General features: G+C 64.3%; 26 protein-coding genes. 8 read left to right on the top strand and 18 right to left on the bottom strand.

What is annotated here, in order from left to right:
* Positions 1 to 58 precede the first annotated feature (58 nt).
* From fba to ACK41V_RS11560, 3 genes are all read right to left on the bottom strand, one after another.
* Positions 59 to 1,123, bottom strand: a complete 1,065-nt coding sequence (fba, locus tag ACK41V_RS11570; protein ID WP_409782262.1) for a class II fructose-bisphosphate aldolase — start codon at positions 1,121 to 1,123, stop codon at positions 59 to 61.
* Between the two features lie 83 nt (positions 1,124 to 1,206).
* A complete protein-coding gene (locus tag ACK41V_RS11565) occupies positions 1,207 to 2,598 on the bottom strand; it encodes a histidine kinase dimerization/phospho-acceptor domain-containing protein (protein ID WP_409782259.1) in 1,392 nt (463 codons plus the stop codon).
* Positions 2,595 to 3,299, bottom strand: a complete 705-nt coding sequence (locus ACK41V_RS11560) for a response regulator (RefSeq protein ID WP_409782256.1) — start codon at positions 3,297 to 3,299, stop codon at positions 2,595 to 2,597. The genes ACK41V_RS11565 and ACK41V_RS11560 overlap by 4 nt, the downstream gene beginning before the upstream one ends.
* Before the next feature lie 81 nt (positions 3,300 to 3,380).
* On the opposite strand from ACK41V_RS11560, the gene ACK41V_RS11555 reads away from it, so the two are divergent.
* A complete protein-coding gene (locus ACK41V_RS11555; protein ID WP_409782267.1) occupies positions 3,381 to 4,112 on the top strand; it encodes a phosphatase PAP2 family protein in 732 nt (243 codons plus the stop codon).
* Between the two features lie 49 nt (positions 4,113 to 4,161).
* On the opposite strand, the gene pyk is transcribed toward ACK41V_RS11555, so the two are convergent.
* From pyk to ACK41V_RS11540, 3 genes are all read right to left on the bottom strand, one after another.
* Complete coding sequence (gene pyk / locus ACK41V_RS11550) at positions 4,162 to 5,598, bottom strand: pyruvate kinase (RefSeq protein ID WP_409782253.1); 1,437 nt, start codon at positions 5,596 to 5,598, stop codon at positions 4,162 to 4,164.
* Between the two features lie 110 nt (positions 5,599 to 5,708).
* Positions 5,709 to 6,506 carry a type II CAAX prenyl endopeptidase Rce1 family protein gene (locus ACK41V_RS11545; RefSeq protein WP_409782249.1) on the bottom strand — a complete coding sequence of 266 codons (798 nt, stop codon included), beginning with the start codon at positions 6,504 to 6,506 and terminating at the stop codon, positions 5,709 to 5,711.
* Positions 6,507 to 6,532: 26 nt separating this feature from the next.
* Positions 6,533 to 7,924, bottom strand: coding sequence for an aminopeptidase P N-terminal domain-containing protein (locus tag ACK41V_RS11540; protein ID WP_409782246.1), 1,392 nt, complete (start codon positions 7,922 to 7,924; stop codon positions 6,533 to 6,535).
* A gap of 237 nt (positions 7,925 to 8,161) precedes the next feature.
* Between ACK41V_RS11540 and ACK41V_RS11535 the strand changes: the two genes are divergently transcribed.
* Positions 8,162 to 8,923 carry a hypothetical protein gene (locus ACK41V_RS11535; RefSeq protein ID WP_409782243.1) on the top strand — a complete coding sequence of 254 codons (762 nt, stop codon included), beginning with the start codon at positions 8,162 to 8,164 and terminating at the stop codon, positions 8,921 to 8,923.
* Between the two features lie 32 nt (positions 8,924 to 8,955).
* Here the strand turns inward: ACK41V_RS11535 and ACK41V_RS11530 are convergent, their stop codons facing one another.
* Entirely contained in the window at positions 8,956 to 9,723 is a 768-nt protein-coding gene (locus ACK41V_RS11530; RefSeq protein ID WP_409782242.1) for a nucleotidyltransferase family protein, read from the bottom strand.
* Positions 9,720 to 10,109, bottom strand: coding sequence for an adenosylmethionine decarboxylase (gene speD / locus ACK41V_RS11525; RefSeq protein WP_409782238.1), 390 nt, complete (start codon positions 10,107 to 10,109; stop codon positions 9,720 to 9,722). The genes ACK41V_RS11530 and speD overlap by 4 nt, the downstream gene beginning before the upstream one ends.
* Before the next feature lie 124 nt (positions 10,110 to 10,233).
* On the opposite strand from speD, the gene tkt reads away from it, so the two are divergent.
* The 3 genes from tkt (at position 10,234) to ACK41V_RS11510 (ending at position 14,054) form a co-directional block, all read left to right on the top strand.
* Positions 10,234 to 12,336, top strand: coding sequence for a transketolase (gene tkt, locus ACK41V_RS11520; protein ID WP_409782235.1), 2,103 nt, complete (start codon positions 10,234 to 10,236; stop codon positions 12,334 to 12,336).
* 91 nt (positions 12,337 to 12,427) lie between these two features.
* The gene (gap, locus tag ACK41V_RS11515; protein ID WP_409782232.1) at positions 12,428 to 13,426 is read left to right on the top strand and encodes a type I glyceraldehyde-3-phosphate dehydrogenase; all 999 of its coding nucleotides are present in this window, start codon (positions 12,428 to 12,430) and stop codon (positions 13,424 to 13,426) included.
* 145 nt (positions 13,427 to 13,571) lie between these two features.
* Positions 13,572 to 14,054, top strand: a complete 483-nt coding sequence (locus ACK41V_RS11510) for a hypothetical protein (protein WP_409782229.1) — start codon at positions 13,572 to 13,574, stop codon at positions 14,052 to 14,054.
* 12 nt (positions 14,055 to 14,066) lie between these two features.
* Here ACK41V_RS11510 and ACK41V_RS11505 read toward each other — a convergent pair whose 3' ends face one another.
* Positions 14,067 to 15,176, bottom strand: a complete 1,110-nt coding sequence (locus ACK41V_RS11505) for a mechanosensitive ion channel family protein (RefSeq protein ID WP_409782226.1) — start codon at positions 15,174 to 15,176, stop codon at positions 14,067 to 14,069.
* A 418-nt stretch (positions 15,177 to 15,594) separates the two neighbouring features.
* On the opposite strand from ACK41V_RS11505, the gene ACK41V_RS11500 reads away from it, so the two are divergent.
* Entirely contained in the window at positions 15,595 to 15,972 is a 378-nt protein-coding gene (locus ACK41V_RS11500; protein WP_409782223.1) for a DUF4398 domain-containing protein, read from the top strand.
* 93 nt (positions 15,973 to 16,065) lie between these two features.
* The gene (locus ACK41V_RS11495) at positions 16,066 to 17,007 is read left to right on the top strand and encodes an OmpA family protein (RefSeq protein WP_409782220.1); all 942 of its coding nucleotides are present in this window, start codon (positions 16,066 to 16,068) and stop codon (positions 17,005 to 17,007) included.
* A gap of 88 nt (positions 17,008 to 17,095) precedes the next feature.
* On the opposite strand, the gene ACK41V_RS11490 is transcribed toward ACK41V_RS11495, so the two are convergent.
* The 3 genes from ACK41V_RS11490 to ACK41V_RS11480 are packed head-to-tail and all read right to left on the bottom strand — an operon-like array spanning position 17,096 to position 19,096.
* Entirely contained in the window at positions 17,096 to 18,115 is a 1,020-nt protein-coding gene (locus tag ACK41V_RS11490; RefSeq protein ID WP_409782218.1) for an aldo/keto reductase, read from the bottom strand.
* Positions 18,116 to 18,153: 38 nt separating this feature from the next.
* Positions 18,154 to 18,801, bottom strand: coding sequence for a DUF6988 family protein (locus ACK41V_RS11485; protein WP_409782215.1), 648 nt, complete (start codon positions 18,799 to 18,801; stop codon positions 18,154 to 18,156).
* Positions 18,802 to 18,850: 49 nt separating this feature from the next.
* Positions 18,851 to 19,096, bottom strand: coding sequence for a hypothetical protein (locus ACK41V_RS11480; RefSeq protein ID WP_409782213.1), 246 nt, complete (start codon positions 19,094 to 19,096; stop codon positions 18,851 to 18,853).
* 258 nt (positions 19,097 to 19,354) lie between these two features.
* On the opposite strand from ACK41V_RS11480, the gene ACK41V_RS11475 reads away from it, so the two are divergent.
* Positions 19,355 to 20,671, top strand: coding sequence for a flavin-dependent oxidoreductase (locus ACK41V_RS11475; protein WP_409782210.1), 1,317 nt, complete (start codon positions 19,355 to 19,357; stop codon positions 20,669 to 20,671).
* 127 nt (positions 20,672 to 20,798) lie between these two features.
* Here the strand turns inward: ACK41V_RS11475 and ACK41V_RS11470 are convergent, their stop codons facing one another.
* The 6 genes from ACK41V_RS11470 to ligK all read right to left on the bottom strand — a co-directional run bounded on the left by ACK41V_RS11470 (position 20,799) and on the right by ligK (position 25,831).
* Complete coding sequence (locus tag ACK41V_RS11470) at positions 20,799 to 21,752, bottom strand: Gfo/Idh/MocA family oxidoreductase (RefSeq protein WP_409782207.1); 954 nt, start codon at positions 21,750 to 21,752, stop codon at positions 20,799 to 20,801.
* Between the two features lie 11 nt (positions 21,753 to 21,763).
* Positions 21,764 to 22,630: a class III extradiol dioxygenase subunit beta gene (locus ACK41V_RS11465; protein WP_409782204.1), complete on the bottom strand. Its 867-nt coding sequence runs from the start codon at positions 22,628 to 22,630 to the stop codon at positions 21,764 to 21,766.
* A gap of 2 nt (positions 22,631 to 22,632) precedes the next feature.
* Complete coding sequence (gene ligA, locus ACK41V_RS11460) at positions 22,633 to 23,097, bottom strand: protocatechuate 4,5-dioxygenase subunit alpha (RefSeq protein ID WP_409782201.1); 465 nt, start codon at positions 23,095 to 23,097, stop codon at positions 22,633 to 22,635.
* Between the two features lie 2 nt (positions 23,098 to 23,099).
* Positions 23,100 to 24,026, bottom strand: coding sequence for an amidohydrolase family protein (locus ACK41V_RS11455; RefSeq protein WP_409782199.1), 927 nt, complete (start codon positions 24,024 to 24,026; stop codon positions 23,100 to 23,102).
* Between the two features lie 20 nt (positions 24,027 to 24,046).
* Positions 24,047 to 25,054 carry a Bug family tripartite tricarboxylate transporter substrate binding protein gene (locus ACK41V_RS11450; RefSeq protein ID WP_409782197.1) on the bottom strand — a complete coding sequence of 336 codons (1,008 nt, stop codon included), beginning with the start codon at positions 25,052 to 25,054 and terminating at the stop codon, positions 24,047 to 24,049.
* Positions 25,055 to 25,147: 93 nt separating this feature from the next.
* Positions 25,148 to 25,831 carry a 4-carboxy-4-hydroxy-2-oxoadipate aldolase/oxaloacetate decarboxylase gene (ligK, locus tag ACK41V_RS11445; RefSeq protein ID WP_409782195.1) on the bottom strand — a complete coding sequence of 228 codons (684 nt, stop codon included), beginning with the start codon at positions 25,829 to 25,831 and terminating at the stop codon, positions 25,148 to 25,150.
* Between the last annotated feature and the right edge of the window lie 136 nt (positions 25,832 to 25,967).

Below are 25,967 nucleotides of genomic sequence, written 5' to 3'. Positions count from 1 at the left end.
GCCACAAAAAAGCCCGGCTGCATCACGCAGCCGGGCTTCGCCTTGAAGGAAGCAAGGTTCAGTTCACGACCTGCGCCAGCGCGCCAGAAGCGTACTGCGCTGCGATGACCTGCAGGTTATGGCCCTTGATCTTGGAGCCCTGGCCTTCGCAGCCAAACTCGAGGTAACGCTGCTTGCAAACGGCTTTGGCGGCCTCGCGCGCGGGCTTGAGCCACTCGCGGGCGTCGAACTTCTCGGGGTTCTCAGCCAGAAACTTGCGCACCGCACCGGTCATGGCCAGACGGATGTCGGTGTCGATGTTGATCTTACGCACGCCGTGTTTGATGGCTTCCTGGATCTCCTCGACCGGCACGCCGTAGGTTTCTTTCATCTTGCCGCCGTACTGGTTAATGATCGCCAGCAACTCAGCAGGCACCGATGAGGAGCCGTGCATCACGAGATGGGTGTTGGGAATGCGCTGGTGGATTTCCTTCACACGGCTGATGGCCAGGATGTCGCCCGTGGGCTTGCGGCTGAACTTGTAGGCGCCGTGGCTGGTGCCGATGGCAATCGCAAGGGCGTCGAGCTGAGTGGCCTTCACGAACACGGCGGCTTCTTCAGGGTCGGTGAGCATCTGGCTGTGATCGAGCTTCACGTCGGCGCCGATGCCGTCTTCTTCGCCCGCTTCACCCGTTTCCAGGTTGCCCAGGCAGCCCAGTTCGCCTTCGACCGTGACACCGACCTTGTGCGCCATGTCGACCACCTTGCGGGTCACTTCCATGTTGTATTCGAAAGAAGACGGCGTCTTGCCGTCTTCCATCAGTGAGCCATCCATCATCACCGAGCCAAAGCCCAGGTCGATGGCGCCCTGGCAGATCTTGGGCGATGTGCCGTGGTCCTGGTGCATCACCAGCGGGATGTGCGGGAAGGCCTCGACAGCCGCCTGGATCAGGTGCTTGATGAAGGGCTCACCCGCGTATTTGCGGGCGCCAGCGCTGGCCTGCAGGATGACGGGTGCGCCGACTTCGTCCGCAGCGGCCATCACGGCTTGAACCTGTTCCAGATTGTTGACGTTGAAAGCGGGAATGCCGTAGCTGTGGGCGGCGGCATGGTCGAGCAGTTCGCGCATCGAAACGAGGGGCATGGTCGTGGTGTCCGTTCAGGGTGGATGGGGGGAGGCGCTGTAAGCCCCGCAATGCGGTGGTAACCGCTTGGTAACTGGCAATTTTAGCCGGCGGGCGTGGCAGGGGGCTGGGGCAAATCCAGCCGGTAGCAGGTGGTAAAGGGCGCGGATACGGGCGCAGGGCCAAAGTGACCACCATGAATGTCGGCCACCCGGCGCAGAATTTCATGCCCCAGGCGCAGGCTGTCCTCGTTGCGGGCCACGGCCACGGCGGGCCCGTCGACCGACACGCGTGCTCCGTCATCACACACCTGCAGCCAAGCAACTCCCGTGCCCGAGCGGCCCACCTGCACGGCGATGTGCGTGCCCTCCGGGGTGTGCTTGAGCGCGTTTTCCACCAGATTGCGCGCCGCCAGCTCCAGCAGCACCGCATGGCCTGACACGCTGAGCGCTGGCGGTGCCGACAGTGCGATGTCGTCCCCCCGTTGCCACGCTGCCTGCGCGTAGTCGGCACACACCGTGTGCGCCAGGGCACCCAGGTCGACCGGCACCTTGACCTCATGCAGCTCAGCGCGGCTTGCGCGCGCGAGGGCCAGCAACTGGTTAAGCACATGGCCTGCGCGCAGCGCGTCCTGGCCAATGCGGGCCACCGCCTGGGCGCGGGCCTCGGCGTCCATTTCGCCGCCCAACGCACTGGCCTGTAGCGCGATGGACGACAGCGGCGTGCGCAGCTCATGCGCGACTTCGTTGGCCAAACGGCGCTCGCTCACCATCGCCGCCTGCTGACGATCCAGCAAGGTATTGATGGCAGCAACGACGGACTCAAACTCATTCCACGCATGGCGGGACGCCAGGCGCTGCGCGCTGGCCGGATCAAGCGCGGCCACATCGGCCGACAGCGCGTACAGCGGCCGCAGCCCGCGCCACAGCGCCAGACCCAGCGCAAGCGACACCACCGGCAGCAGCCAGAGGCCCGGCTCGATCATCTGCTCCGCAATGTCCTGGGCCAGTTCGTCGCGTTCGCGCAGTTCCAGCATCACCATGACCTTGCGGGACCGGGTGGCGTCCCACTGCGAGAAGCCGCGCCACACCGTGGCTGGCGCCCCCAGCGTGAGATCGGCAAAACCCTCCGCCCCCGTGAACGGCGGCGCGGGGGATGTGCCGCTGTGGGACAGGAGACGGCCTTGGGCGTCCCACTGCGCCACACTGATCGACTGTTGGTAGTCATGCGATTTGAGCCAGGGAGTAGGCACCCGCTGCGTCACCTGAGTCCCGTCCACAGCCTCCGTGGCGCGCAGATTAAGCAGCAATGCGGTCACGCTGGCCAGGTGCCCGTCGGTCAGCTCATCGGCTTCGTGCACGCCCGTCTGGTAGCCGATGAACACAAAACTGCCCCACACCACGGCCAGCGCCCCCAGCGACCACAACAAGAGCTGCCGGGTGAGCGACGGGCGGCGTATTCGCGCGAGTCCCTCAATGGTAGGGGTTGCGCTCACGGAGAAACCTCCTGCGGCATGAAGTAGCCCACACCCCGCATGGTCTGAATGCACGCGCTGCCCAGCTTGCGGCGCAGATGGTGGATATGCACCTCCACCGCATTGCTCTCGATGGCCGCATCCCAGCTGTACAGCCGCTCTTCGATCTGCTGGCGCGACAACACGCGCCCGCGGGCTTCGAGCAGCACCAGCAGCACGGAAAACTCCCGGGGCGACATCTCCACCGCACTGCCTCCTTGCCGCACCACGCGCGTGGCGGGGTCCAGTTCGATATCGCCGTGGCGGATCGTTGGCGATGAGCGACCGGCGGCGCGGCGCAGCAAGGCGCGCAGCCGAGCGTCCAGTTCGTCCACATCAAAGGGCTTAGGCAAATAGTCGTCAGCACCCAGGTCCAGCCCGGCAATGCGCTGATGCACTTGGTCGCGCGCCGTGACGATCAGCACGGGCGTGGACGGATCGGGCAGCGCTGTGGCCGAAGCCCCTGCAGCATCCGGACTGAGCCGCAGCCTCCGCAACAGCTCGCCGCCATCGCCATCGGCCAAGCCCAGGTCCAGCAGCACCGCGTCGAACCGCTCAGCGCGCAGCGCACTCCAGGCACTGGCCACGCCATCACAGACGTCCACCGCATAGCCCCGTTGCTGGAGATTGGTTCGCAGGCCGCTGGCTATGCCTGCATCGTCTTCGACCACGAGTATTCGCATGACGGACATTGTCGCCGCGCAGCGAGAGGGCTTCGGTATCCATTAAGACGGCGTTAAGTGTGCAAACGCAATATCGGCGGCATGCCGCTGTCCCCATCTGCCCACCGCCACAGATTTCTCCTCTGGACACTGGGCGCCCTGGCGTGTGTGGTGGCCTGGGACGCAGGCGGGCTGGACTTGGCGTTTGCCCGGGCCTTCGGCAACGCCACGGGGTTTCCGATGCGGGATCAGTGGTTTTTTGTGCAGGTGCTCCACGAGAGCGCGCGTCGCCTGGGGTGGTTGATGGTGGTGTTGCTCACCTTGAGTGTGTGGTGGCCCCAGGGAATACTGCGACGCGTGGACGCCAACGAGCGCCTGCAGATGGCGGTCAGCGCCCTGATCGCGTTGGCGATGGTGAGCATTGCCAAAAACCGCAGCACCACCAGCTGCCCCTGGGACTTGGCGGAGTTCGGGGGCGTGGCGCGCTACGCATCGCACTGGGCGCTGGGCGTGCTGGACGGGGGCAGTGGCCGGTGTTTTCCGGCCGGTCATGCATCTGCCGGGTTTGCCTTTGTGGGCGGGTATTTTGCGCTGCGCCGCCACCAACCGCGTGCAGCGCGCTGGTGGCTGGCTGGGGCGCTGCTGGCGGGATTCACCCTGGGCGCCGCCCAGCAGTTGCGGGGAGCGCATTTCATGAGCCACACGCTGTGGACGGGGTGGATCTGCTGGACCACCGGCTGGCTGTGTGACGTGCTGGCGTCGGCGCTGCGTTCGCGCTTGGCCTCACGTTCTCAGCGCCGGTCGCCCGGGCAATTGCCCCTCGCCGACACGTGAGATGGCGCTGTCGCGCCACCCTTATAAATCACCCGCACGAGCAAAAGCTTCAGCTGGCCACGCAGATTTTCAGCATGTTCGTCCCACCAGGTGCGCCCATGGGTTCGCCACAGGTGATGGCGTAGACATCGCCCTTTTGCACGATGTTGCGGCTCTTGAGATGGCCCTCGGCCTGCTCCAGCGCGGTGTCGCGGTCGGCGCTGGTGTCCATGAGCAGCGGGCGCACGTTGCGGTACATGGCCATCTTGCGTTGCGTCGCCACCTTGGGGGTGAGCGCGTAGATGGGGATGTGGATGCGGTGTCGGCTCATCCACAGCGCGGTGGCGCCGCTGTCGGTCATGGCCACAATGGCTTTGGCGCCCAGGTGGTGGGCCGTGAACAGCGCGCCCATGGCGATGGACTGGTCAATGCGCCCGAAGGTCTGGCCGGTGAAGTCGGCGTCGAGCTGGGGGTCTTCTGCTGCCTCGGCCGCTGCGCAGATGGTGGCCATTTCTTCCACGGTTTCGAGCGGGTAGCGGCCTGCGGCCGTTTCAGCGCTCAGCATCACGGCGTCGGTGCCGTCCAGCACGGCGTTGGCCACATCGCTCACCTCGGCGCGCGTGGGCACGGGGTTGGTGATCATGCTTTCCATCATCTGCGTGGCGGTGATCACGACCTTGTCCAGGTCGCGCGCCATGCGGATCATCTTCTTTTGCAGCGCGGGCACGGCGGCATTGCCCACTTCCACCGCCAAATCACCCCGCGCCACCATGATGCCGTCGCTCACGCGCAGGATGGCTTCGAGGTGGGGGATCGCCTCGGCGCGCTCGATCTTGGCGATCAGGCCCGGCTTGTGGCGGTACTCGGACGCGGCCACGTTGCACAGCTGGCGCGCCATTTCCATGTCGGTCGCGTTCTTGGGGAAGCTCACCGCCACATAGTCGGCCTGAAAGCTCATGGCCGTGCGAATGTCTTCCATGTCCTTGGCCGTCAGGGCCGGTGCCGTCAGCCCTCCGCCTTTTTTGTTGATGCCCTTGTTATTGGACAACTCACCGCCCAGCTTGACGGTGGTGTGCACCTCTTCGCCCCGCACAGCATCCACGATCAGCACGATCAGTCCGTCGTTGAGCAGCAGCAAGTCACCGGCCTTCACATCGCGCGGCAGCTCCTTGTAATCCAGGCCCACACCGTCGATGTCTCCGGGCTCGGTGCGCGATGCGTCGAGCACAAACTTGGCGCCTGGATCGAGGTGTACCTTGCCCTCTGCGAACTTGCCCACGCGGATCTTGGGGCCCTGCAGGTCGGCCATGATCGCCACTTCGCGGCCCGCGCGCTGGGCAGCAGCGCGCACGCTGGCAGCGCGGTCGATGTGGTCCTGCGCCTTGCCATGGCTGAAGTTCAGCCGCACCACGTTCACCCCCGCACGGATCATCGCCTCCAGCAGGGCCGGGTCGCTCGATGCGGGGCCCAGGGTGGCAACAATCTTGGTGGCGCGGCGGGTAGGCATGGGTTTGTCTCTTTCTCTTGTTCGGGGTGAATGCAATCGAATTTCGATTCTCACACGAAGCGGTTACATGCCAGTTACCCCTTCGGTGCGGCATCCATGCGGGCCGAAAATCACAGCATGGGATACGACAACAGATGCGCCAGGACGTGCGCGATGATGGCCGCCTCCAGCCCACGGCGCGCATAGAGCCAGCCAGCAACCAGGCCAAACGCCGTGTTGCCCACCAGCACAAACGCCACGATCTGCGGCGTCAGCACGCCGCCCATGGACTGTGTGGCAGGCAGGTGAGCCACCGCAAACAGCACCGCACTGAGCAGTACGGCCACAGCCACCACCACCTTCCCCGGCTGGCCCTGCCCGCGTTGCCCCACACGCCAAGCCAGCCACATCAGCAGGGTCATCAGGCCCCAGCGCATCAGCAGTTCTTCCGTGATGCCACCGTACAGCAGCTTGACCACCAGCGGCATGGCGCTGGCCGGGTCTGACGGCTGGAGCGGTGCAGGCGCCACCAGGGACAACGCCCACAACCATGCGGCGCCCGCTAAACCCCCAAGCATGCCCGGCAGCATCTGGGCACGAAGCGCAGGGCCGATGGACTTGCCGGTCAGCCAGGCCGACATCGCGGGCGCCTGCAAACCCACCCGGGGCGCCAGCCACGCACCCACCGCCACGGCCAGTGCCAGCAGCACCGCCGTCTGCAACACGCTGAGCAGCGCCACCGTCCACAGAGGCACCGGCAACAGCGCCTCATTGGCCCTCAGCGGCGGGAGCAAGGCCCACACCACAGCCACCACACCGGGCATGCCCAGCGACCACAGGGCGCCGCCCAGTTTCCACGGCGATGGCTGCAACGGGGTCGCCACCGCAGCCGCGGCCGCAGCGCCATCCTTCGCCTGGGTCTTTGTCATCGAAGCCGGTGTGTCATTGCGCACGCTCAGGCACGCATCAACGCTTCGATGTCATCGGCCTTGACCGGTACGCCCCGCGTGATCAGCTCACAGCCGGTGTCGGTCACGATGGCGTCGTCTTCGATGCGGATGCCGATGTTGTGGAACTGCTCGGGCACGCCCTCGGCGGGGCGCACATAAATGCCCGGCTCGATGGTCAGCACCATGCCCGGGCGTAGCACCCGGCTGGGGCGGTTGGTGATGGTCTCGCCCGACAGCGGGTCTTTGCGCTCGCTCACCTGGCCGACTTCGCCGGGCTCTACATAGCTGCCGCAGTCGTGCACGTCCATGCCCAGCCAATGGCCCGTGCGATGCATGTAGAACTGAAAATAAGCGCGCTTGTCGATCACGTCCTGCGCCGTGCCCACCTTGTTGCGGTCGAGCAGACCCAGGTCGAGCATGCCTTGCGCCAGCACCGCCACCGTGGCGTCATGCGGGTCGTTGAAGCGGGCACCCGCTTTGGTGGCGGCCACCGCCGCATCCTGGCTGGCCAGCACCAGGTCGTAAAGCGCACGTTGTGGGCCGGTGAATGTGCCGTTGGCAGGAAACGTGCGCGTGATGTCGCTGGCATAGCCGTCCAGTTCGCAGCCCGCATCGATCAACACCAGCTCGCCATCGCGCACGGGCGCTGCATCGGCCTGATAGTGCAGCACGCAGGCGTTTGCACCCGCAGCCACGATGGAGCCATAGGCCGGGTACTGCGAACCTGCCTCGCGGAACGCGTGCAGTAATTCAGCGTCGAGATGGTATTCGCGCACGTCCTCGCCGGCGCGCAGCATGCGGGCCGAGCGCTGCATGGCGCGGATGTGTGCCTGCGCGCTGATAGCACTGGCGCGGCGCATGATGTCCTGTTCATGCGCATCCTTGATCAAGCGCATTTCATCCAGCAGGGTGCACAGGTCGTTTTGCGCTGCGGGGGACAGTGCGCCGTAGCGCACGCGGGCCCGCACGGCGTTCAGCCAGCCCTCCACCCGCGCAGCCAGCCCGCTGTGGATGGCAAAGGGGCACCACACACGGCTGCGGTTTTCGAGCAGGCGGGGCAGCTTGGCATCCAGCTCGGTGATGGCATGCGCGGCATCCACACCGAGCGCTGCAGGGGCTGCGTCGGGCCCCAGGCGGTAGCCATCCCAGATTTCGCGCTCCAGGTCTTTGGGCTGGCAGAACAGGGTGCTGCGGCCGTCGTGCCCGATCACTAGGCACGCGCCGGGCTCGGAGAAACCGGTCAGGTAATAAAAGTAGCTGTCGTGGCGGTACAGGAAGTCGGTGTCCCGGTTGCGCGGGTGCAGCGGCGCGGTGGGAATGATGGCAATACCGCCTTCACCAAGCAGGGAGGCTAGGCGGGCGCGGCGCTGGGCGTAGAGGGAGGTCTGTGGGCTCATCCGCGCATTTTGGGCCCAACCGGGGGCGGGCAGTCTGCGTGTGGGTGATTTCCGTCGCGCTTCTCCGCGTTGAGACCCGGCGTCGGGCCGCAGCCCTGGCCGACCCACCGGCTGCGCCCGCGATGCGGATGGCTGCGGGGTGCGCCGTGGCAGACTCTGAGCCTGGTTTGGCGCCTGACGCCCTGGCCGCCTCGCCCCCTTGTTCCGGACCTGCAACGCCACCTTGTTCTGCACACCATGTCTGCCTTCTTCTCCACCCTGCTGAACTTCCTTCTGTCCACGTTGTTGCCCATGCTCGGTCTGGTGTTGACAAGCGCACTACTGATCTACGCGGTGTATGAGCGCTGGATCGATGTCCCGCAGAAGTGGCTGCTCAACCCCCGCGCACTGCAGGTGCTGATTGCCGCCACCCTAGTGTGCGATGTGGGGCTCGGTATGCGGTTCTACCTGTCGCACAGTGCCCAGCAGGCGTGGCAGGACAGTGCGGCGGTTCGCGCCAGCCGCGAACGGTTTGTGCTGCCACAGGACTTTCAGTACGGCGAGATTCTCATCCCCGCAGGTAGCCTCATCAACCGCCGCGACCCGTTCGATAAAGGCGAGCCCCAGCGCCCCGTAGCGCTGCACGGGCTGGAAGCCGTGCGTTTTGCGCAGCCGGTGGAGATCGCCGGGGTGTGGGCCAGTGCGCTGCAGATCTTGCCGATGCGGGTGGAGCTGGCACAGGACCAGCGCCTGGGTCCGATGTACCGCTATGACAGCGCCAGCCAGAGCTGGGTGCCCAACACGGTCATTTCCGGCATGGCTTGCAAAAAAGGGCAGATGGCGGTGTTCCAGGTGCCCCACGTGCCCTATGACGTGCAAGCCGAGGTCGGCAAGCCCGCACCGGATGGACCGGATGCCCGGTTTTTGCCCAGCCAATGGCTGTTTCGCAGCTGCGAGAACGGCCCGGCCATTGCCCTGGAACCTGCACATCGCCCCACCGCTGTCCCGCCGTTGAAGTAGGTGCGGCAGGCGCCTTCAGCGGCCCCAGCCGCTCAACGGTTCAGTTCCGCCAACCGCTCCGGCGTGCCCACGTCCGTCCACCGCCCTGTGTACCGCGACGCAGAGACGCGGCCTGCGTCCATGGCACGGCGCAGCAGCGGCGCCAGCGCGGCCTGGATGCCGTCGGGGTTTCCCGCCGGGATGTCACACCAGGGCGGCGCAAAAAGCCCGGCGCGCAGCAAGGCGATGGTGCTGTAGGTGTAGCGTGGCGCGGGGTCGTCTGCAGGCAGGTTCAACGCCAAGCCACTGGCAGACAAGCCAAAGTCGCCCTGCAGGTTGTGCGCGGGGTTGGGCACCAGCCACAGGTGGGCCAGATGGTCGCTGGCGACAAAAGCCCGCACGGCGTCGCTGTCGAACACAAAGTCAGGGGCAAACACGTCCCCCGCCGCTAACCAGAACACGGGGCCCAGCCCAGGCAGCGCGCGCGCAATGCCGCCGGCGGTTTCCAGCGCGCCGCCAAAGTCCAACCCTTCATGCGAGTATGAAATTGATAGCTGCTTGCGCTTATTCAATAAGGGCTGGAGGCCAAAAACACCTGAAAAATGGCCGCTGATCTGCTCACCCAGCCATGCAGTGTTGATCACCACCTGGTCCACGCCCGCCGCCTGCAGCGCCTGCAGGTGCCATTGCAGCAGCGGCTGGCCCTGCACGCGCAGCAGCGGTTTGGGTGTGGTGTCGGTCAACGGGCGCATGCGTTCGCCGCGGCCTGCGGCCAGCAGCAGCGCGGGCACTTGGGCGCAGGCAGGTGCGACAGCATTCATTGCGGCTCCTCTTTCACGGCACCCCGCTGCAGCGCCTGGCGATGCACCGTCGTAGGCTCGAACAAGGCCAGCAAAGCGTCCATCAGGGCCCGCGCCTTGCCCGAGTGGTCGGCTCCAAAATTGCACACATACACATCCAGCGTAACGGCGCGCTGCTCGGGCCAGGTGTGCACACACAGGTGCGACTCTGCTAACAAAACAGTAGCAGTCACCCCACCGGGGCCGTGCGCTGTGGCCGGAAACTCATGAAACAGCTGCCCCACGGCCTGCAGCCCGGCAGCGCGCACGGCGTGGGTGCAGGCACGGCCCAGTGCGGCCGCATCCAGCAACCAAGCGGGGGCGCAGCGGCAGCCATGGAGATCGGCGGTGAGGTGCAGTCCTTGCATGGCCCGCACTGTAGTGCATCGCAGGCCCCGCACGCAGCGGCGCAGACCGCGCAAAGGCAGTGTGGGGCTGGGCCGGTAAAATGCCGGGTTTCCCCCGAATCTTCCACCCCTGAACACTCCCCCCATGGCCAACACCCAGCAATCCCAACAGATGGCAAATGCAATCCGCGCATTGGCCATGGACGCAGTTCAACAAGCCAACTCCGGCCACCCCGGCGCCCCCATGGGCATGGCCGACATGGCCGTGGGCCTGTGGGCTCGCCACCTCAAGCACAACCCCACCAACCCCCAGTGGTTTGACCGCGACCGTTTTGTGCTGAGCAACGGCCACGGCTCGATGCTGCTGTACGCGTTGCTGCACCTCACAGGTTACGACCTTCCAGTGGGCGAACTGAAGAACTTCCGCCAGCTGCACAGCAAGACGCCCGGCCACCCTGAAGTGGGCTACACCGCAGGCGTGGAAACCACCACCGGCCCGCTGGGCCAGGGCATCACCAATGCCGTGGGCTTTGCACTGGCTGAAAAACTGCTGGCCAGCGAATTCAACCGCGAAGGCCATGCCGTGGTGGACCACCACACCTACGCCTTCTTCGGCGACGGCTGCCTGATGGAAGGCATCAGTCAGGAGGCGATCTCGCTGGCCGGTGCCTGGAAGCTCAACAAGCTGATCGCCCTGTACGACGACAACGGCATCAGCATCGACGGCCAGGTCGCCCCCTGGTTTGCCGACAACACCCCCCTGCGTTTTGTGGCCAGCGGCTGGAACGTGATTGGCCCCATCGACGGCCATGATGCCGACAAGGTCGATGCCGCCATTGAAGAAGCCAAGAAGCAGACCGAGCGCCCCACCGTCATTGTGTGCAAGACGCACATCGGCAAGGGCAGCCCTAACCGCGCCAACACCGCCAAGGCACACGGCGAGCCCCTGGGCGCTGAAGAAATCACCCTGACCCGCGAAGCCCTGGGCTGGGCCAGCGAGCCATTCGTAATCCCTGAAGACGTGTACGCAGACTGGGACGCCAAGGCCAATGGCCAGGCTTTCGAGTCGGTGTGGAACGAACGCTTTGCGGCCTACAGCCAGGCCTACCCCGAACTGGCGGCCGAACTCACGCGCCGCATGGAGGGCAACCTGCCCGCCAACTTTGCGCAAGTGGCCGTGGACACCGTCATCGCCGCCCACACCAAGGGCGAAACCGTGGCCAGCCGCAAGGCCAGCCAGCTGGCGCTGGAAGCCTTCACCGCCGCCCTGCCTGAAATGCTGGGTGGTAGCGCCGATCTGACCGGCTCCAACCTCACCAACACCAAGAGCACGCCCAACCTGCGCTTTGACATGCAAGGCCGCGTGGTGCAAACCGAAGTGTCAGAGGGCCAGAAGATCGGTGGCCGCCACATCAACTACGGCGTGCGCGAATTCGGCATGGCCGCGATCATGAACGGTATCGCGCTGCACGGTGGTTTCATCCCTTACGGCGGCACCTTCCTGACCTTCAGCGACTACAGCCGCAACGCCATCCGCATGGCGGCGCTGATGAAGCAGCGCGTGATCCATGTGTTCACGCACGACTCCATCGGCCTGGGCGAAGACGGCCCCACCCACCAGTCCATCGAACACGTGGCCAGCCTGCGCCTGATCCCCAACCTGGACGTGTGGCGCCCCGGTGACACGGCCGAAACCGCCGTGGCCTGGAGCGTGGCCCTGTCCAACCGCGACAAGCCTACCGTGCTGGCCCTGTCGCGCCAGAACCTGCCCTACGCGCCCAAGCGCGACCTGGGCGACATCTCGCGCGGCGCCTACGTGCTGTCTGAGCCTGCTGACGTCGGCATCAAAAAGAAGGCCGTGGCCGTGATCATTGCCACCGGCTCTGAAGTGCAGCTGGCCCTCAAGGCCCAGCGCCTGCTGGCCGACAAGAAGATCGCCGTGCGTGTGGTCTCCATGCCCAGCACGACCACGTTCGACCGCGAAGACGCCAAGTACAAGAGCAGCGTGCTGCCTGCTGGCGTGCCCCGCGTGGCTGTGGAAATGGGCGTGACCGATGGCTGGTGGAAATACGGCTGCGCTGCCGTGGTCGGCATCGACACCTACGGCGAATCCGCCCCAGCGCCTGTGTTGTTCAAGCACTTTGGGTTCACGGAAGAGAACGTGACTGAAGCCGTGCTGGTTGCCATCGGCGCCGCTCGCCTGAAACCCGCCAAGAAGGCCAGCAAGGCCAAGGCCAAGGCCCACTGAGACTCCTCCCGCCCGCTGCGCGCCCCCTGCTGCAGCGGGCGCGCACTGGCAGATTCCTTATTTCGACTTTGCAACTTTGAAGAGGCTCCCTATGACGATCAAGATTGGTATCAACGGCTTTGGCCGCATCGGCCGCAATGTGCTGCGCTCGGCCATCCAGAACTTCAGCGACATTGAAGTTGTTGGCATCAACGACCTGCTGGAGCCTGAGTACCTGGCGTACATGCTGCAGTACGACTCGGTGCACGGCCGCTTCAAGGGCGAAGTTTCGGTGGAAGGCAACACGCTGATCGTCAACGGCAAGAAGATTCGCCTCACGCAAGAACGCGACCCGGCCAATCTCAAGTGGAACGAAGTCGGCGCCGACGTGGTGATCGAGTCCACGGGCCTGTTCCTTGACAAGGTCACCGCGCAAAAGCACCTGGATGCAGGCGCCAAGAAGGTCATTCTTTCGGCCCCTTCCAAGGACGACACGCCGATGTTTGTGTACGGCGTGAACCACACCAGCTACAAGGGCGAGGCCATCGTGTCCAACGCCTCGTGCACCACCAACTGCCTGGCCCCCGTGGCCAAGGTGCTGCATGACAAGTGGGGCATCAAGCGCGGCCTGATGACCACCGTGCACGCGGCCACTGCCACACAAAAGACGGTGGACGGCCCGTCGAACAAGGACTGGCGCGGCGGACGTGGCATTCTGGAAAACATCATTCCTTCGAGCACCGGCGCTGCCAAGGCGGTGGGCGTGGTGATCCCCTCGCTGAACAAGAAGCTGACCGGCATGTCGTTCCGCGTGCCCACCTCCGATGTGTCGGTGGTGGACCTGACCGTGGAGCTGGAAAAAGCGGCGACCTACGACGAAATCAAGGCAGAGATGAAGGCCCAATCTGAAGGGGCACTGAAGGGCGTGCTAGGCTACACCGAAGACAAGGTAGTCGCCACTGACTTCCGTGGCGACACCCGCACCTCGATTTTTGATGCGGATGCAGGCATCGCCCTCGATGGTACGTTCGTGAAAATCGTCAGCTGGTACGACAACGAATGGGGTTATTCGAACAAGTGCCTGGAGATGGTGCGCGTCGTTTCCCAGTAAGTAATGTCCCCACAGAGTTCGAAGAAGAAGTTGAAGAAGCGCTAAGACTGCAACTACCCGTTCAGGCCGACTTCCCCACAAGGGCAGTCGGCCTTTTTTTGTCGATGGCCGCTCCAATAGCCATTTCAAACACCACGACCACACCATGACTCCACGACGCAAAACACTCGCTGTGGCTTCCGCGTTGGTTCTTGCGCCGCTTTTGACCTGGGCCGCCGGGGTCGCAGCCGCGGTCATGTTGTTTGAGGCAGGCGAGGTCGAACAGGGTTCGATCCAACACATCCTTGGTGTGCCCAGCAGTATCCGGTCTGTGGCTCACACGGTCCAAGCGTGCAGCCCGCAGCTTTGGCAATGGAAGGGGCGCGATGGCGTGAGTTCGCCCTATGTCGCCATGCGCTACGGCAGCACCGCCGCGCTGGCTGAAGTGCTGCAGCAGCACACCGCTGCGTTGTCCCCACTCTCCTGCACAACGGATGGCGATCTTCGCGTTTTGGGTGGCGTTGTGGAACGTTCGACGCATTGCAGCCATGACGATGTGGCGGCTGCCAGCATTTCCATCGGAGGCCCTGTGGATGGCAAAGACACGGGCTGCCGCGAAGTCACCCTCTACTTTTTGGAGAACTACTGAGCGCTGCAGCACCTACGCCGCTGGCGCTGCGACCCCGGGTGGTGCCGCAGGAGCGCTGGCAATGTGCACGGTGCGGGTGGGGAAGGCAAACCCAACGTCCATGGCCGCAAATTCCCGCATCAGGCCCAGGTTGATGGATTGCTGCAAGTCCATATAAACACCAAAGGCCGGGTCTTTGACGATGTACACCACCTCAAAGTCGAGCGAGCTGTCGCCGAACGACTTGAAATGTGCGCGGTCGAAACGCGCCTTGGGCTCGGCCTCTACCAAGCGCTTCACCACGCCGGGGATCGCTTCCACTTTGTCTACCGGCGTGTCGTACGTCACGCCAAACGCGAACACAATGCGGCGCTCCGTCATCGGGCGGTAGTTGTTGATGGTCTGCTTCAAGAGGTCGGTGTTGGACATCACTACCTCTTCACCCTGCAGGCTTCGGATGCGGGTGGTTTTGAGGCCAATCATCTGCACCGTTCCCGCCACGCCGCCCACCACCACAAAGTCGCCCACCTCAAACGGCTTGTCCACCGCGATCGCCAGCGATGCGAAGAGGTCGCCCAGAATGTTCTGCATGGCCAGCGCCACCGCAATGCCACCCACCCCCAAGCTGGCGACGAACGCCGTGATGTTCACCCCCAGGTTGGACAACACCGCCAGGAAGATGACGCTCCACAGCAGCGTGCGCAGCCCCCACGACATGAGGGTTGCGGACGCACCCACTTGTGTCATGCCGGTGGAGCTGTGACGGGCCAGATAGCGCTGCACGCCGATGCCAATGGCGCGCATGCCCCACAGGCCCATCTGCACGGCCACCGCCACAAACCACAGCTGACTCACGCGGCCTGACCAGCGACCGGGCAGCTCCAGAAAACTCGCCCCCACGAGCACCGCCACCAAGAACATGAGCAAGCGGCTGGTTCCCTCCAGCACCTGCAACACCGTCATCGCCGCAGCACTCTGCGACTGTGTCGCCCACACCTTCGCACGCCCCGTGACCAGATACAGCACCGCAAGAATGACTACGTAGGTGGCCGCCATGGCCGTCAGTGCGACGAGCAGGCTCCACAGCGGCACGCCCGCAAAGGTGCTCTCCTGGACCCAGGTGAGAAAGGTAGATGGCTGCATGCGAAAACTCTCCTCTTCGTTGTGTAGTGGTGATGGGTGATCGGTGATGAATGTGAGTGCGAGACGCCAGCGACGACTCGGTGTGCGATGAGGGAACCGCGCGCAGCCCAGAGAAGCATTGCCCGACCCATACGCGCACACAAAGAGCTGGCGTTGTGGTGGCGCGGCCCTTTGATCGAGACACAGTGGCAGTGAGAGTTCCCGCTCATTCCAACGCGGTGGGCTTCGCGCTAAGTCCACCAGCCCTCTGACAAATGCAAATCTTCGTAAGACATACCCCACAGGCATACAGAGGCAGGGACTACGCGTGTGATGTGTGTGCGCCCCAACAATCGAGCGACACCAGAACACGCTCTGGTTACCCGCCCGAGTTCTCGGAGCGGCTCATCTCACAACCCCCAGAGGAGTCCACAACACCATGCATTCATCCGCACTGATCCGTACCGCCGCAGCGGTCCTCGCACTGGGCGCACTGGCCGCCTGTTCCTCCACACCCGCGCCCACCGAGCAGATGGCGGTGACCCGCACCACCGTCAACCGCGTGGCCGCAGCGCCTGCCGTTGCCACCAGCGCGCCGGTCGAAATGCAACGCGCACGCGAAAAGCTGGTGTTGGCAGAAAAGGCCATGACCGCAGAGGACTACGTGTCTGCCCGCCGCCTGGCCGCTGAAGCCGAAGTGGACGCCCGCGTGGCTGAGACCCGCGCCGACGCCGCCAGCAATGCAGCCAACCTCGCGCAGGTGCAAGACGGTATCCGCGCTTTGCAAGAAGAAATCAATCGCCGGTCGCCCCGCTAAGGACGCGGGCTACCGCCCCACCTTGCCCTGCCTCACGCCAACGGTGTTGAGGCCCCGCGACTGATCCGCCCCCATTTCAAGGAACACCACACCATGCATCCCTTTTTTCACCGAACCACTGCCCTTTGCACCAGCCTGATTGCCGTAGGCCTGCTGGCCGCCTGTGCCAGCACCACCCCATCGCCCGCGCTGGAAGAAGCACGCACCGCAGTGAGTACCGCAGCGGGAGACCCCGCCGTCAACCAATACGCACAGCTGGAACTCAAGCAAGCCACCGATGCGCTTGCCAAGGCCGACCGTGTGTGGGCTGACGACCGCGACACGTCCGAGACCAATCATCTGGCCTACGTTGCACGCCAACGTGCCGAGATCGCGACCAACACGGCCCGCGCTCGCCAGCTGGATGCCAACATCAAGCAAGCAGGCAGCGAAGCAGACCGCATCCGCCTGCAGGCACGCACCCAGGAGGCCGATGCCGCCCGCCTGCGCGCTGACGCGCAAACCCGCAACGCGCAGATGGCCCAGCAACAGGCCATGAGCGCCGAGCAACGCGCTGCGCAACAACAGGCCAATGCGACCGCCGCCATGGCCCAGGCCAACGCCGCGCAAGACCGCGTGCGTGCGCTGGAAGCGCAGTTGCGTGACATGGAAGCCCAGCAAACCGAACGTGGCCTGCTGGTCACGTTGGGCGATGTGCTGTTTGCCTTCAACAAGGCCGAGCTGTCGGCCCAGGCCGGCCCGCGCCTGGACAAGTTGGCCAACTTCCTCAAGCAGTTCCCAGACCGCAAGATGCTGATTGAGGGTTACACCGACAGCGTCGGCGGTGACAGCTACAACCAGGAACTGTCAGACCGCCGCGCCCAGGCCGTGCGTGACGCACTGGTGCAACGTGGCGTGGACACCAGCCGCATCACCGCACGCGGCTATGGCAAGGCCCACCCCGTGGCTGACAACGCGTCGCCCGAAGGCCGTGCAATGAACCGCCGCGTGGAGATCGTGATTGCCGATGAAAAGGGCAACCTGCGCGGCCGTTGATCCCGAACGGCCCGACAGCGGACGCCCAAAGCGTCTGCTGATCTCAGCCATCTAACTCTGCACTATGCAGAGCCGAGGACCGCGCCGCTTACGCCGCGCGGTCTTCGAACGTTTCGGTATCGACTTCGCTCGCGCTCTGCGCCGTGTAGCGGTTGCCGACCACCGTGCGCTCGTTGATCAGCGCATTCAGCCGCGCCATGGTGCCTGCATCCAGCTGCACATTCACAGCACCCAGGTCATCGTGCAGATGCTCCACGCTGGTGGTGCCCGGAATGGGGATGATGTGCTCGCCTTTGTGCAGCAGCCACGCCAGCGCCAGCTGGGCGGGGGTGCAGCCCACATCGCGCGCAATCACACGGTAGCCGTCCAGCAACTTCAGATTGGCCGCATAGGTATCGGGCGCAAAACGCGGCATGGCGCGGCGGATGTCCTTGGCGTCTAGCGTGGCTACATCGGTCAGATCACCACACAGAAACCCGCGCGCCACTGGGCTGAAGGCCACAAAGGCCACGCCCAGCTCACGGCAGGCGTCCAGCACGGCGATCTCGGGATTGCGCGTCCACAGCGAATATTCGGTCTGCACCGCGGTAATCGGAAACTCGGCATGCGCGCGGCGCAGTGTGACGGCAGACACTTCGGAGAGACCCACCGTGCGAATGTGCCCGCGCCGCACCAGCTCACCCAAGGCGCCCACACTTTCTTCAATCGGCACACTCTTGTCCCAGCGGTGCAGGTAATACAGGTCGATCACATCGGTCTGCAGGCGGCGCAGGCTGTCTTCGCAGGTTTTTCGCAAGGTGTCGGGACGCCCGTCGATCACGCGCACCAACTTGCCGTCGCCGCTCACGTCCACGCCCTGCAAGCCACATTTGCTGGCCAGCGTGAAGCGGCTGCGATGCTGCTTCATCACACGCCCCACCAGCGTTTCGTTGGCGCCAAAGCCGTACAACGTGGCGGTGTCGAACAACGTCACGCCCGCGTCCAGCGCGGCCAGCAGCACACGCTCGCCTTGCTCGGCAGAGACAGGCGCGCCGTAGGCGTGCGAGAGGTTCATGCAGCCCAGCCCGATGGCCGAGACGGAGAAAGGTCCGAGGGTTCTTTGTTGCATGGGACAAGCTTACGTCAAGGCTCGGACAACGCTAACGTTCACGCCAACGGGGGCGGCATAACCTCCACGTGTTTACGCGACAAGCGCCCGACAGTCCCGTAAAGTTCCGCCTTGCCCGAGTTACCGATGATTACATTGCACAGCATGAGACACAGAAGATTTCGGTTGCGCAGCACCTCGACTAGCTTGTCGGTTGGATAACCACGAAGAGCATGTGTCACCAGGTGGGCGCCGCCATGGACAAACGAGTGCATGACCTTCACTGTTTGGTAAAGCCTTCTGCACTCGAGCGCCATGTCTGGAGCGCGGACCTCAATCGAATCCAGCATTGACGGTATGGGAGGGCCTAAGGTGGGTTCGTTCAAACTCCCGACCGGCACAGGCTGAGTGAACCTGCTAACCCAGTCTTCCGTCGCTCCAAACTGAACCCAAGCGGCGCGGACAGTAGTCTCGAAGTGCAATCGCACCAAGGCCAGAGCCGTCCCGTGGTGGCCAGCTCCTAGAAGTACACGCTGGCTGACGGCGTGTTCGAGCGCCGCCCGACAGAACCCCATGGTGACTACATGGCGGGCCGATGAAATGTTCTGGCCTTCACTGAGCAGCGAGGCAACATCGCTGTCAAGCGCGGCGGATCCGTCAAGAAATCGACCGAACCGCGCGTAGTCGGCTAGCTTCTGATGCTCCATTTACTTCCCTACCGCATAGCTGTGACTCTGACTATCTGAATGCCCCAAGCTAGGTGATCTTGAAAACGATCAGGGTCTTCTTGGAGCCCGCCTTTTCCTCGAAGGCGGCCCACTGCTTGATGCCTTTCACCAGCACCTGCGTGCTCACATCCCGAACGGCCTTCTTCGCCTGGAGTTTGGCGGTGAGCCAGTCCTGGATGTGCTCAAAGTACGCGCCTTCTTGCCCGGTAGGGATCAGCATGTCCAAGCCTGCCACTTTGCCAGCGGCAGTCACTGTGATTTCGGTCGCGGGCATAGATGGGTTTGGGAGTTGGGCTGGGCGCGGCATCAAGCCAGCACGAGCCTGTGGATGAAGGGAACAAAATTTGCCGAACCATAAGTTCAGGCAGCAAGTAGGCAGTGGGGCGCATTTTAGGTCCCACGGGGATGGCAGCAAAGACCTCACGGTCTTGCAGCGAGAGGTACGTGGCGGTGTCGCCGATGTAGCGGAAAACCGTCCCCAGCGGGACGTCGTTGTTGCAGCCTCGCCAGCCATTGCATGGACAATCTCCGCATGTCCGGCGCACCTACTACTTCCCACACCTCTTCCCCCCGCCCCGTGCTGATCGCCGGCGGCGGCATCGGTGGCATGGCCACCGCACTCACCCTGCACCAGATCGGCGTGCCCTGCATCGTCTTTGAATCGGTGCCAGAGCTTCAGCCGCTGGGCGTGGGCATCAACCTGCAGCCCAACGCCGTGCGGGAGCTGCACGACCTGGGGTTTGGCAACGATGTGCTGGACACCATTGGCCTGCAGGCGCGCGAATGGGCGCTGGTGGGCCGCAACGGGAACGAGGTGTACGCCGAGCCACGCGGCCTGCAGGCGGGCTACCACTGGCCCCAGTATTCGGTGCACCGGGGGCAGTTGCAGATGATGCTGTTCAATGCCGTGAAAGAGCGCTTGGGCGACGATGCCGTGCAACTGGGGCAGCGGGTGGTGGGCTACCGGCAGGATGCCGATGGCGTGACCGCGATCATCGAGACCCGCGACGGTGAGCGGCGGGAGGTGGCGGGCTCGCTGCTGGTTGCCGCCGATGGCCTGCACTCGGCCGTGCGGGCGCAGATGCACCCCACGCAGCCGCCCATTCAGTGGGGCGGCGCCATCATGTGGCGGGGCACCACACCGGGGGTGCCGGTGCGCACGGGCGCTTCGTTCGTGGGCGTGGGCTCGCAGCGGCACCGCGTGGTGTTCTACCCCATCACGCCACCCGACCCGGCCACGGGCCTGGCCACCATCAACTGGATCGCCGAGATCACGGTGGACAACCAGGGCGGCTGGCAGCAGGGCGACTGGAACCGGCGCGTGGCGCTGGAGGAGTTCAGCCACCACTTTGACGGCTGGAACTACAGCTGGCTCGACGTGCCCGCCCTGCTGCGCGGCGCCACGGACATCTTCGAGTACCCCATGATCGACCGCGACCCCGTGCCCACTTGGGTGGATGGCCGCGTGGCGCTGCTGGGCGATGCGGCGCACGTGATGTACCCCGTGGGCTCCAATGGGGCAAGCCAGGCCATCGTGGATGCGCGCGTGCTGGGGGCGCAATTGATTGCACATGGCGTGGGCGCCCAGGCGCTGCGCGCCTATGACGACAAGCTGTGCAAGGACATCTCGGCGCTGGTGCTGCGCAACCGGGGCGCTGGCCCCTTTGGCCTGCTGGGGCTGGTGGACGAGCGCTGCGGCGGTGTGTTTGACCACATCGACGACGTGCTGCCACGCGAAGAGCGCGAGGGCTTCATGGCCCGCTACAAGGCGGCGGCGGGCTTTGCGATCGAGACGCTCAATGCGTCGCCGCCCACCATTGCGCCGGGGCAGCGGGTGGCGGCAGGCTGAGCCGCCCCAGGGGGCGCATCGTCGCGCCCAAGGCCTGGTTGAGGGGGGTGATACGAGCCCCGCCAGTATAAAATTGATAGCTGCTAGCGCTTATTGGATAAGCGCTAGAGGCCAATTTGACCTGAAATCAGGCTGCGTTGAGCTGTTGCTCTAACTGATGCAGCACCTGGTAGCACGCCAACACCCGGCCCACGCTGGCGTTCGGCTCGCGGCCTTCCTTGATGGCGGCAAAAAACTCGCGGTCCTGCAGTTCGATGCCGTTCATCGACACGTCCACCTTCGACACGTCGATCTTCTCGTCCTTGCCGTTGAACAAGTCGTCATATCGAGCCAGGTACGTGGCGGTGTCGCCGATGTAGCGGAAGTACGTGCCCAGCGGGCCATCGTTGTTAAAGCTCAAGGAGAGCGTGCAGATCGCGCCGTTGGCGGCCTTGAGCTGGATGCTCATGTCCATCGCAATGCCCAGCGTGGGATGGATGGGGCCCTGGATGGCGTTGGCCTGCACGATGGGGCTGTTGGCCTGGTAGGCGAAGAGGTCGACCGTGTGCGCGGCGTGGTGCCACAGCAGGTGGTCCGTCCAGCTGCGGGCCTGGCCCAGCGCGTTGGTGTTGGTGCGACGGAAGAAGTAGGTCTGCACATCCATCTGCTGGATGTTGAAAGCGCCCTTCTGGATTTGGTGGTGCACGTACTGGTGGCTGGGGTTGAAGCGGCGGGTGTGGCCGCACATCGCGACCAGACCGGTCTGCTTCTGCATGGCCACGACGTCCTCCGCGCCCTTCAAGCTGTCGGCCAGCGGGATCTCGACCTGCACATGTTTGCCCGCCTTCAGGCAGGCAATGGTCTGCTCGGCGTGCATTTGTGTGGGGGTGCACAGGATCACCGCATCCACTTCCTTGATGGCAAGAGCGTCGGCCAGGTCGGTGGTCACGTGCTGTATGCCGTACTTGTCGGCCACTTCCTGGGTCTTGGCCAGGTCGCGGCTGATGAGGGAGATGACTTCGACGCCGTCGATGTTTTTAATACCGTCCAGGTGCTTGATGCCGAAGGCGCCAGCGCCTGCGAGTGCGACTTTGATGGTCATGGATGTGTCCTTTAGGTGTTCTCAAGAATCAAATGGCCCACCGCGGTGTTCGACGCGGGCACATGGTAGAAGCGATGCGCCAGCTTGGGCGGCTTGCCACCGGCGACATCGGCCATGGCACCACGCGCGATGAGCCACATCACGAGTTCGATGCCTTCGCTGCCCGCTTCGCGCACGTAGTCGATGTGCGGGATGCTGGCGGCGGCTTCGGGGTCGCTGATGAGCTTGTCGAGGAAGGCGTTGTCAAACTCTTTGTTGATGAGCCCGGCGCGTGGGCCCTGCAGTTGGTGGCTCATGCCACCCGTGCCCCAGATGTGCACGTTGAGATCTTCGTCGTAGCTCTCCACCGCCTTGCGGATGGCCTGGCCCAGGTTGTAGCAGCGGCGGCCGCTGGGCACGGGGTACTGCACCACGTTGACCGCAAACGGAATCACCGGGCAGGGCCAGGCGCCCTTGACCGGGTCTTGCTCGCCAAACATCAGCGACAGAGGCACGGTCAGGCCGTGGTCCACCGCCATCTTGTTGACGATGGTCAGGTCAAAGTCCTGCTGGATGACCGACTGCGCGATGTGCGCGGCCAGGTCGGGGTGGCCGATGACCCTGGGCACGGGCCGCGGGCCAAAACCTTCGTCGGCCACTTCGTAGTCGGCCGCCGTGCCGATGGCAAAGGTGGGGATCATGTCCAGACTGAAGGCGGTAGCGTGGTCGTTGTAGACCAGGAAGATCACGTCGGGTTGGTGGTCCTTGATCCACTGCTTGCCAAAGTCATAGCCTGCAAACACGGGCTTCCAGTAGTCTTCCTGCGTCTTGCCCAGGTCCATGGCGGCGCCGATGGCGGGCACATGCGAGGTGAATACGGACGCGGTAATTTTGGCCATGGTCAAGTTCCTTTCTTTACCGCTGCGGCTTGCGGCAGCACCTGGCCTTGGCCTTGCGGCTGACGGTGCGCCTGCGCATCGCCGTCTTCGCCGATCACGCGGTTGCCGTTGGCCGAACGGCCACCGTTGATCATCATGTTGCGGTATTCCTCTTCGGTCATGCCGGTCATGCTGCCCGCCATCTGCTGAAAGCTCTTGCCGTCGGTCGAACCGATCTTGGCCAGAAAGTAGATGTTGCCGCCCAGGCGAATGCACCAGTTCAGGTCGCGCGCGAGCACCGCCAACTTTTGCTCTTCGGTCATGGCCCACTCGTCGAGGTAGGCGCGTTCGTTGGCCTTGAAGCGGATGCGGTTGTCGGCCTTGATCAGGCTCATGCAGAACTGGTTGAGCCAGTAGCCCTTGCGACTTTGCTCTGCGTCGAAGATGGTCGTGCCGGGCACGTCCAGGTAAGGCTTGTCGAGTGCCATGGCTATTTCACCTCCACTTCTTCGGGCCAATACAGCCGCATCGGGTTGTCCACCAGCAGTTGCATCTGCAGCTCGGCGGTGGGCGCAATGTGCGGGATGAAATCGACCAGTAACCCGTCATCCGGCATGTGGTCCTTGAGGTTGGGGTGGGGCCAGTCGGTGCCCCACAGCACGCGGTCGGGGAACTCTTCGACCACCTTGCGCGCGAACGGGATCACGTCGGTGTAGGCGTTCTGCTCGCCACTCAAAGCCTTGGGCCCGGTCACGGACAGGCGCTCGGGGCAGCTCACCTTGCTCCACACATTGGGGTGCTGGCGCATGAATTTCAGGAACAGTGCGAACTCTTCGCTGTCCACACCCTTGGCGACATCGGGGCGGCCCATGTGGTCCACGACCACAGTGGTGGGCAAGGCGGTGAAGAAGTCCCACAGCTCGGGCAGGTCCACCGCCTCGAAGTAGATCACCACGTGCCAGCCCAGCTTGTGGATGCGCGCGGCAATTTCCATCAGCTCGTCCTTGGGCGTGAAGTCCACCAGGCGCTTCACGAAGTTGAAGCGCACGCCGCGCACACCGGCGGCATGCATGGCCTGCAGCTCGTCATCGGTCACCGAGCGTTTGACGGTGGCCACGCCCCGCGCCTTGCCGCCGGAGTGCACCAGCGCATCGACCATAGCGCGGTTGTCCGCGCCGTGGCAGGTGGCCTGCACCACCACGTTGCGCGCAAAACCCAGGTGGTCGCGCAGGGCGTACAGCTGCTGCTTGCTCGCGTCGCACGGCGTGTATTTTCGCTCGGGGGCGTAGGGAAACTCTGCGCCAGGGCCAAACACGTGGCAGTGCGCGTCCACAGCGCCTGCGGGCACCTGAAAGCGGGGTTGACTGGGACCGGCATACCAGTCCAGCCAACCAGGGGTCTTGGTGAATTCGCTCATGCTGCGTGCTCCTTGCTCGCTCAATCCAATGAAACGTTGGCTTTGCGGATCACGTCGCCAAAACGCTGACTCTCGTCCTTGACGAACTGCGTGAACTGCGCGCGCGTGGTGGGGAACTGCTCGTAGCCGAAGGTCTTGAACTTCTCGGCCACCTCGGGGCCTGCCAGGGCCTGCTCGATGTCCTTGCGGATCTTGTCGGCCACGGCGGCGGGCAGGCCGGGGGGCACGGCAATGGCGTTCCAGCCCGTGACGGCGAAGTCCTTGGGGCCGCCCGATTCGGCCACGGTGGGCACGTCCGGAAACTCGGCGGAACGCTGCGGCCCTGCAAACGCCAGCAAGCGCAGCTTGCCCGCACGGTACAGCGGCCCGGCGGTGGCGGCGCTGCCCAATGCAAAGTCGATCTCGCCGGTGGACACCGAGGTGTAGAGCTGCGTAGTCTCCTTGAAGATCACGTGCTCCATCTGCGTGCCGGTGGCGGACTCGAACAGCTCCGAGCCCAGGTGCACCGGGTTGCCGACGGACCAAGAGCCGTAGTTCAGCTTGCCGGGGTGGGCCTTGGCGTCGGCAATGATGTCACCCACGGTTTTGTACTTGCTGCCCGTGCCCACGGTGAAGAAGAAGTGCGTCTTGAACAGGGGCAGCAGCGTGTCGAAGTCTTTGTCGACGTTGTAGGGCAGCTTCTTGAACAGGCTGGGGTAGGCGGCCAGGTGCACGTTGTCCAGGATGAGCAGGTCGTGGCCATCCTTGGCGCCACGCTTCCACGCGTCAATGGCGATGAAACCGTTGCCGCCCGGGCGGTTTTCCACGATCACACCCGTGCCCCAGGCGCGGGACAGTTTTTCCGCCACCAGGCGAGCCACACCATCGGGGCCACCGCCTACGGGGAAGGGGCTGATGATGCGCACTTGTTTGGTCGGAAACTGCTGCGCAAAAGCGAATTGCGGCGCCAAAGCGGCGGCTGCGGCCACGCCCAATGCCAGGGACAACGTGCGGCGGAGGCGGAAAGAGGGGGACACAGAGAACGTCATGGAATACAGAACAGAAGAAAAAAAACTATAAATTTGATAGCTACCAGCGCTTATGGAATAAGCGCTAGAGACCAAAAACACTTGAAATTCGGATCAGTCGATGTACCTGAGGCCCGCCTTCTCCAGGCCGGGGCGCATGTTGTACATGTCCAGGCCCAGCACGCCGCTGGCCAGCTTGGCGCGCTTTTCGCCTTCAAAGCTCTCGCGCTTTTGTGCGGCGGCCAGGGTCTCGGCCGCGCGGGCGGCGGGCACACACACCACGCCATCGTCATCGGCCACGATCACGTCGCCGGGCGTGACGAGTGCACCGGCGCACACCACAGGGATGTTGACCGAACCCAGCGTGGCCTTGATGGTGCCCTTGCTGCTGATCGCGCGGCTCCAGACCGGGAAGTTCATTTCCTGCAGCGTCTTCACGTCGCGCACCCCGGCGTCGATGATGAGCGCGCGGGCACCGCGCGACTGGAAGCTGGTGGCCAGCAGGTCGCCAAAGTAGCCGTCGGTGCACTCGGAGGTGACCGCCGCCACCACGATGTCGCCGGGCTGGATCTGCTCGGCCGCCACATGCAGCATCCAGTTGTCGCCGGGCTGCAGCAGCACCGTGACTGCCGTGCCGCTGACCTGCTGGCCGCTGTAGATGGGGCGCATATAGGGTTTGAGCAGTCCCACGCGGCCCATGGCCTCGTGCACGGTGGCAGATCCCAGAGCGGCCAGGCCGTCGGCGGCTGCGCGGTCGGCGCGGGTGATGTTGCGGTAGACAACGCCTAGTTCAAACATGGTGGTCTCTCTTCGGTTGTTGGGTGGTGCCAGGGCTTCCAGCGCATTGCGTTCGAGTCACCCCCATCCGTTCGGGCTGAGCTTGTCGAAGCCTCGGGCTGCGCTTCGACAGGCTCAGCGTGAACGGTCTGTGGGG

The sequence above is a fragment of the Acidovorax sp. genome, from assembly GCF_046291265.1.
GTDB lineage: Bacteria > Pseudomonadota > Gammaproteobacteria > Burkholderiales > Burkholderiaceae_C > Acidovorax.
Note: the sequence above shows the minus strand (reverse complement) of the source record. Positions and strands in the feature narration are given on the sequence as shown.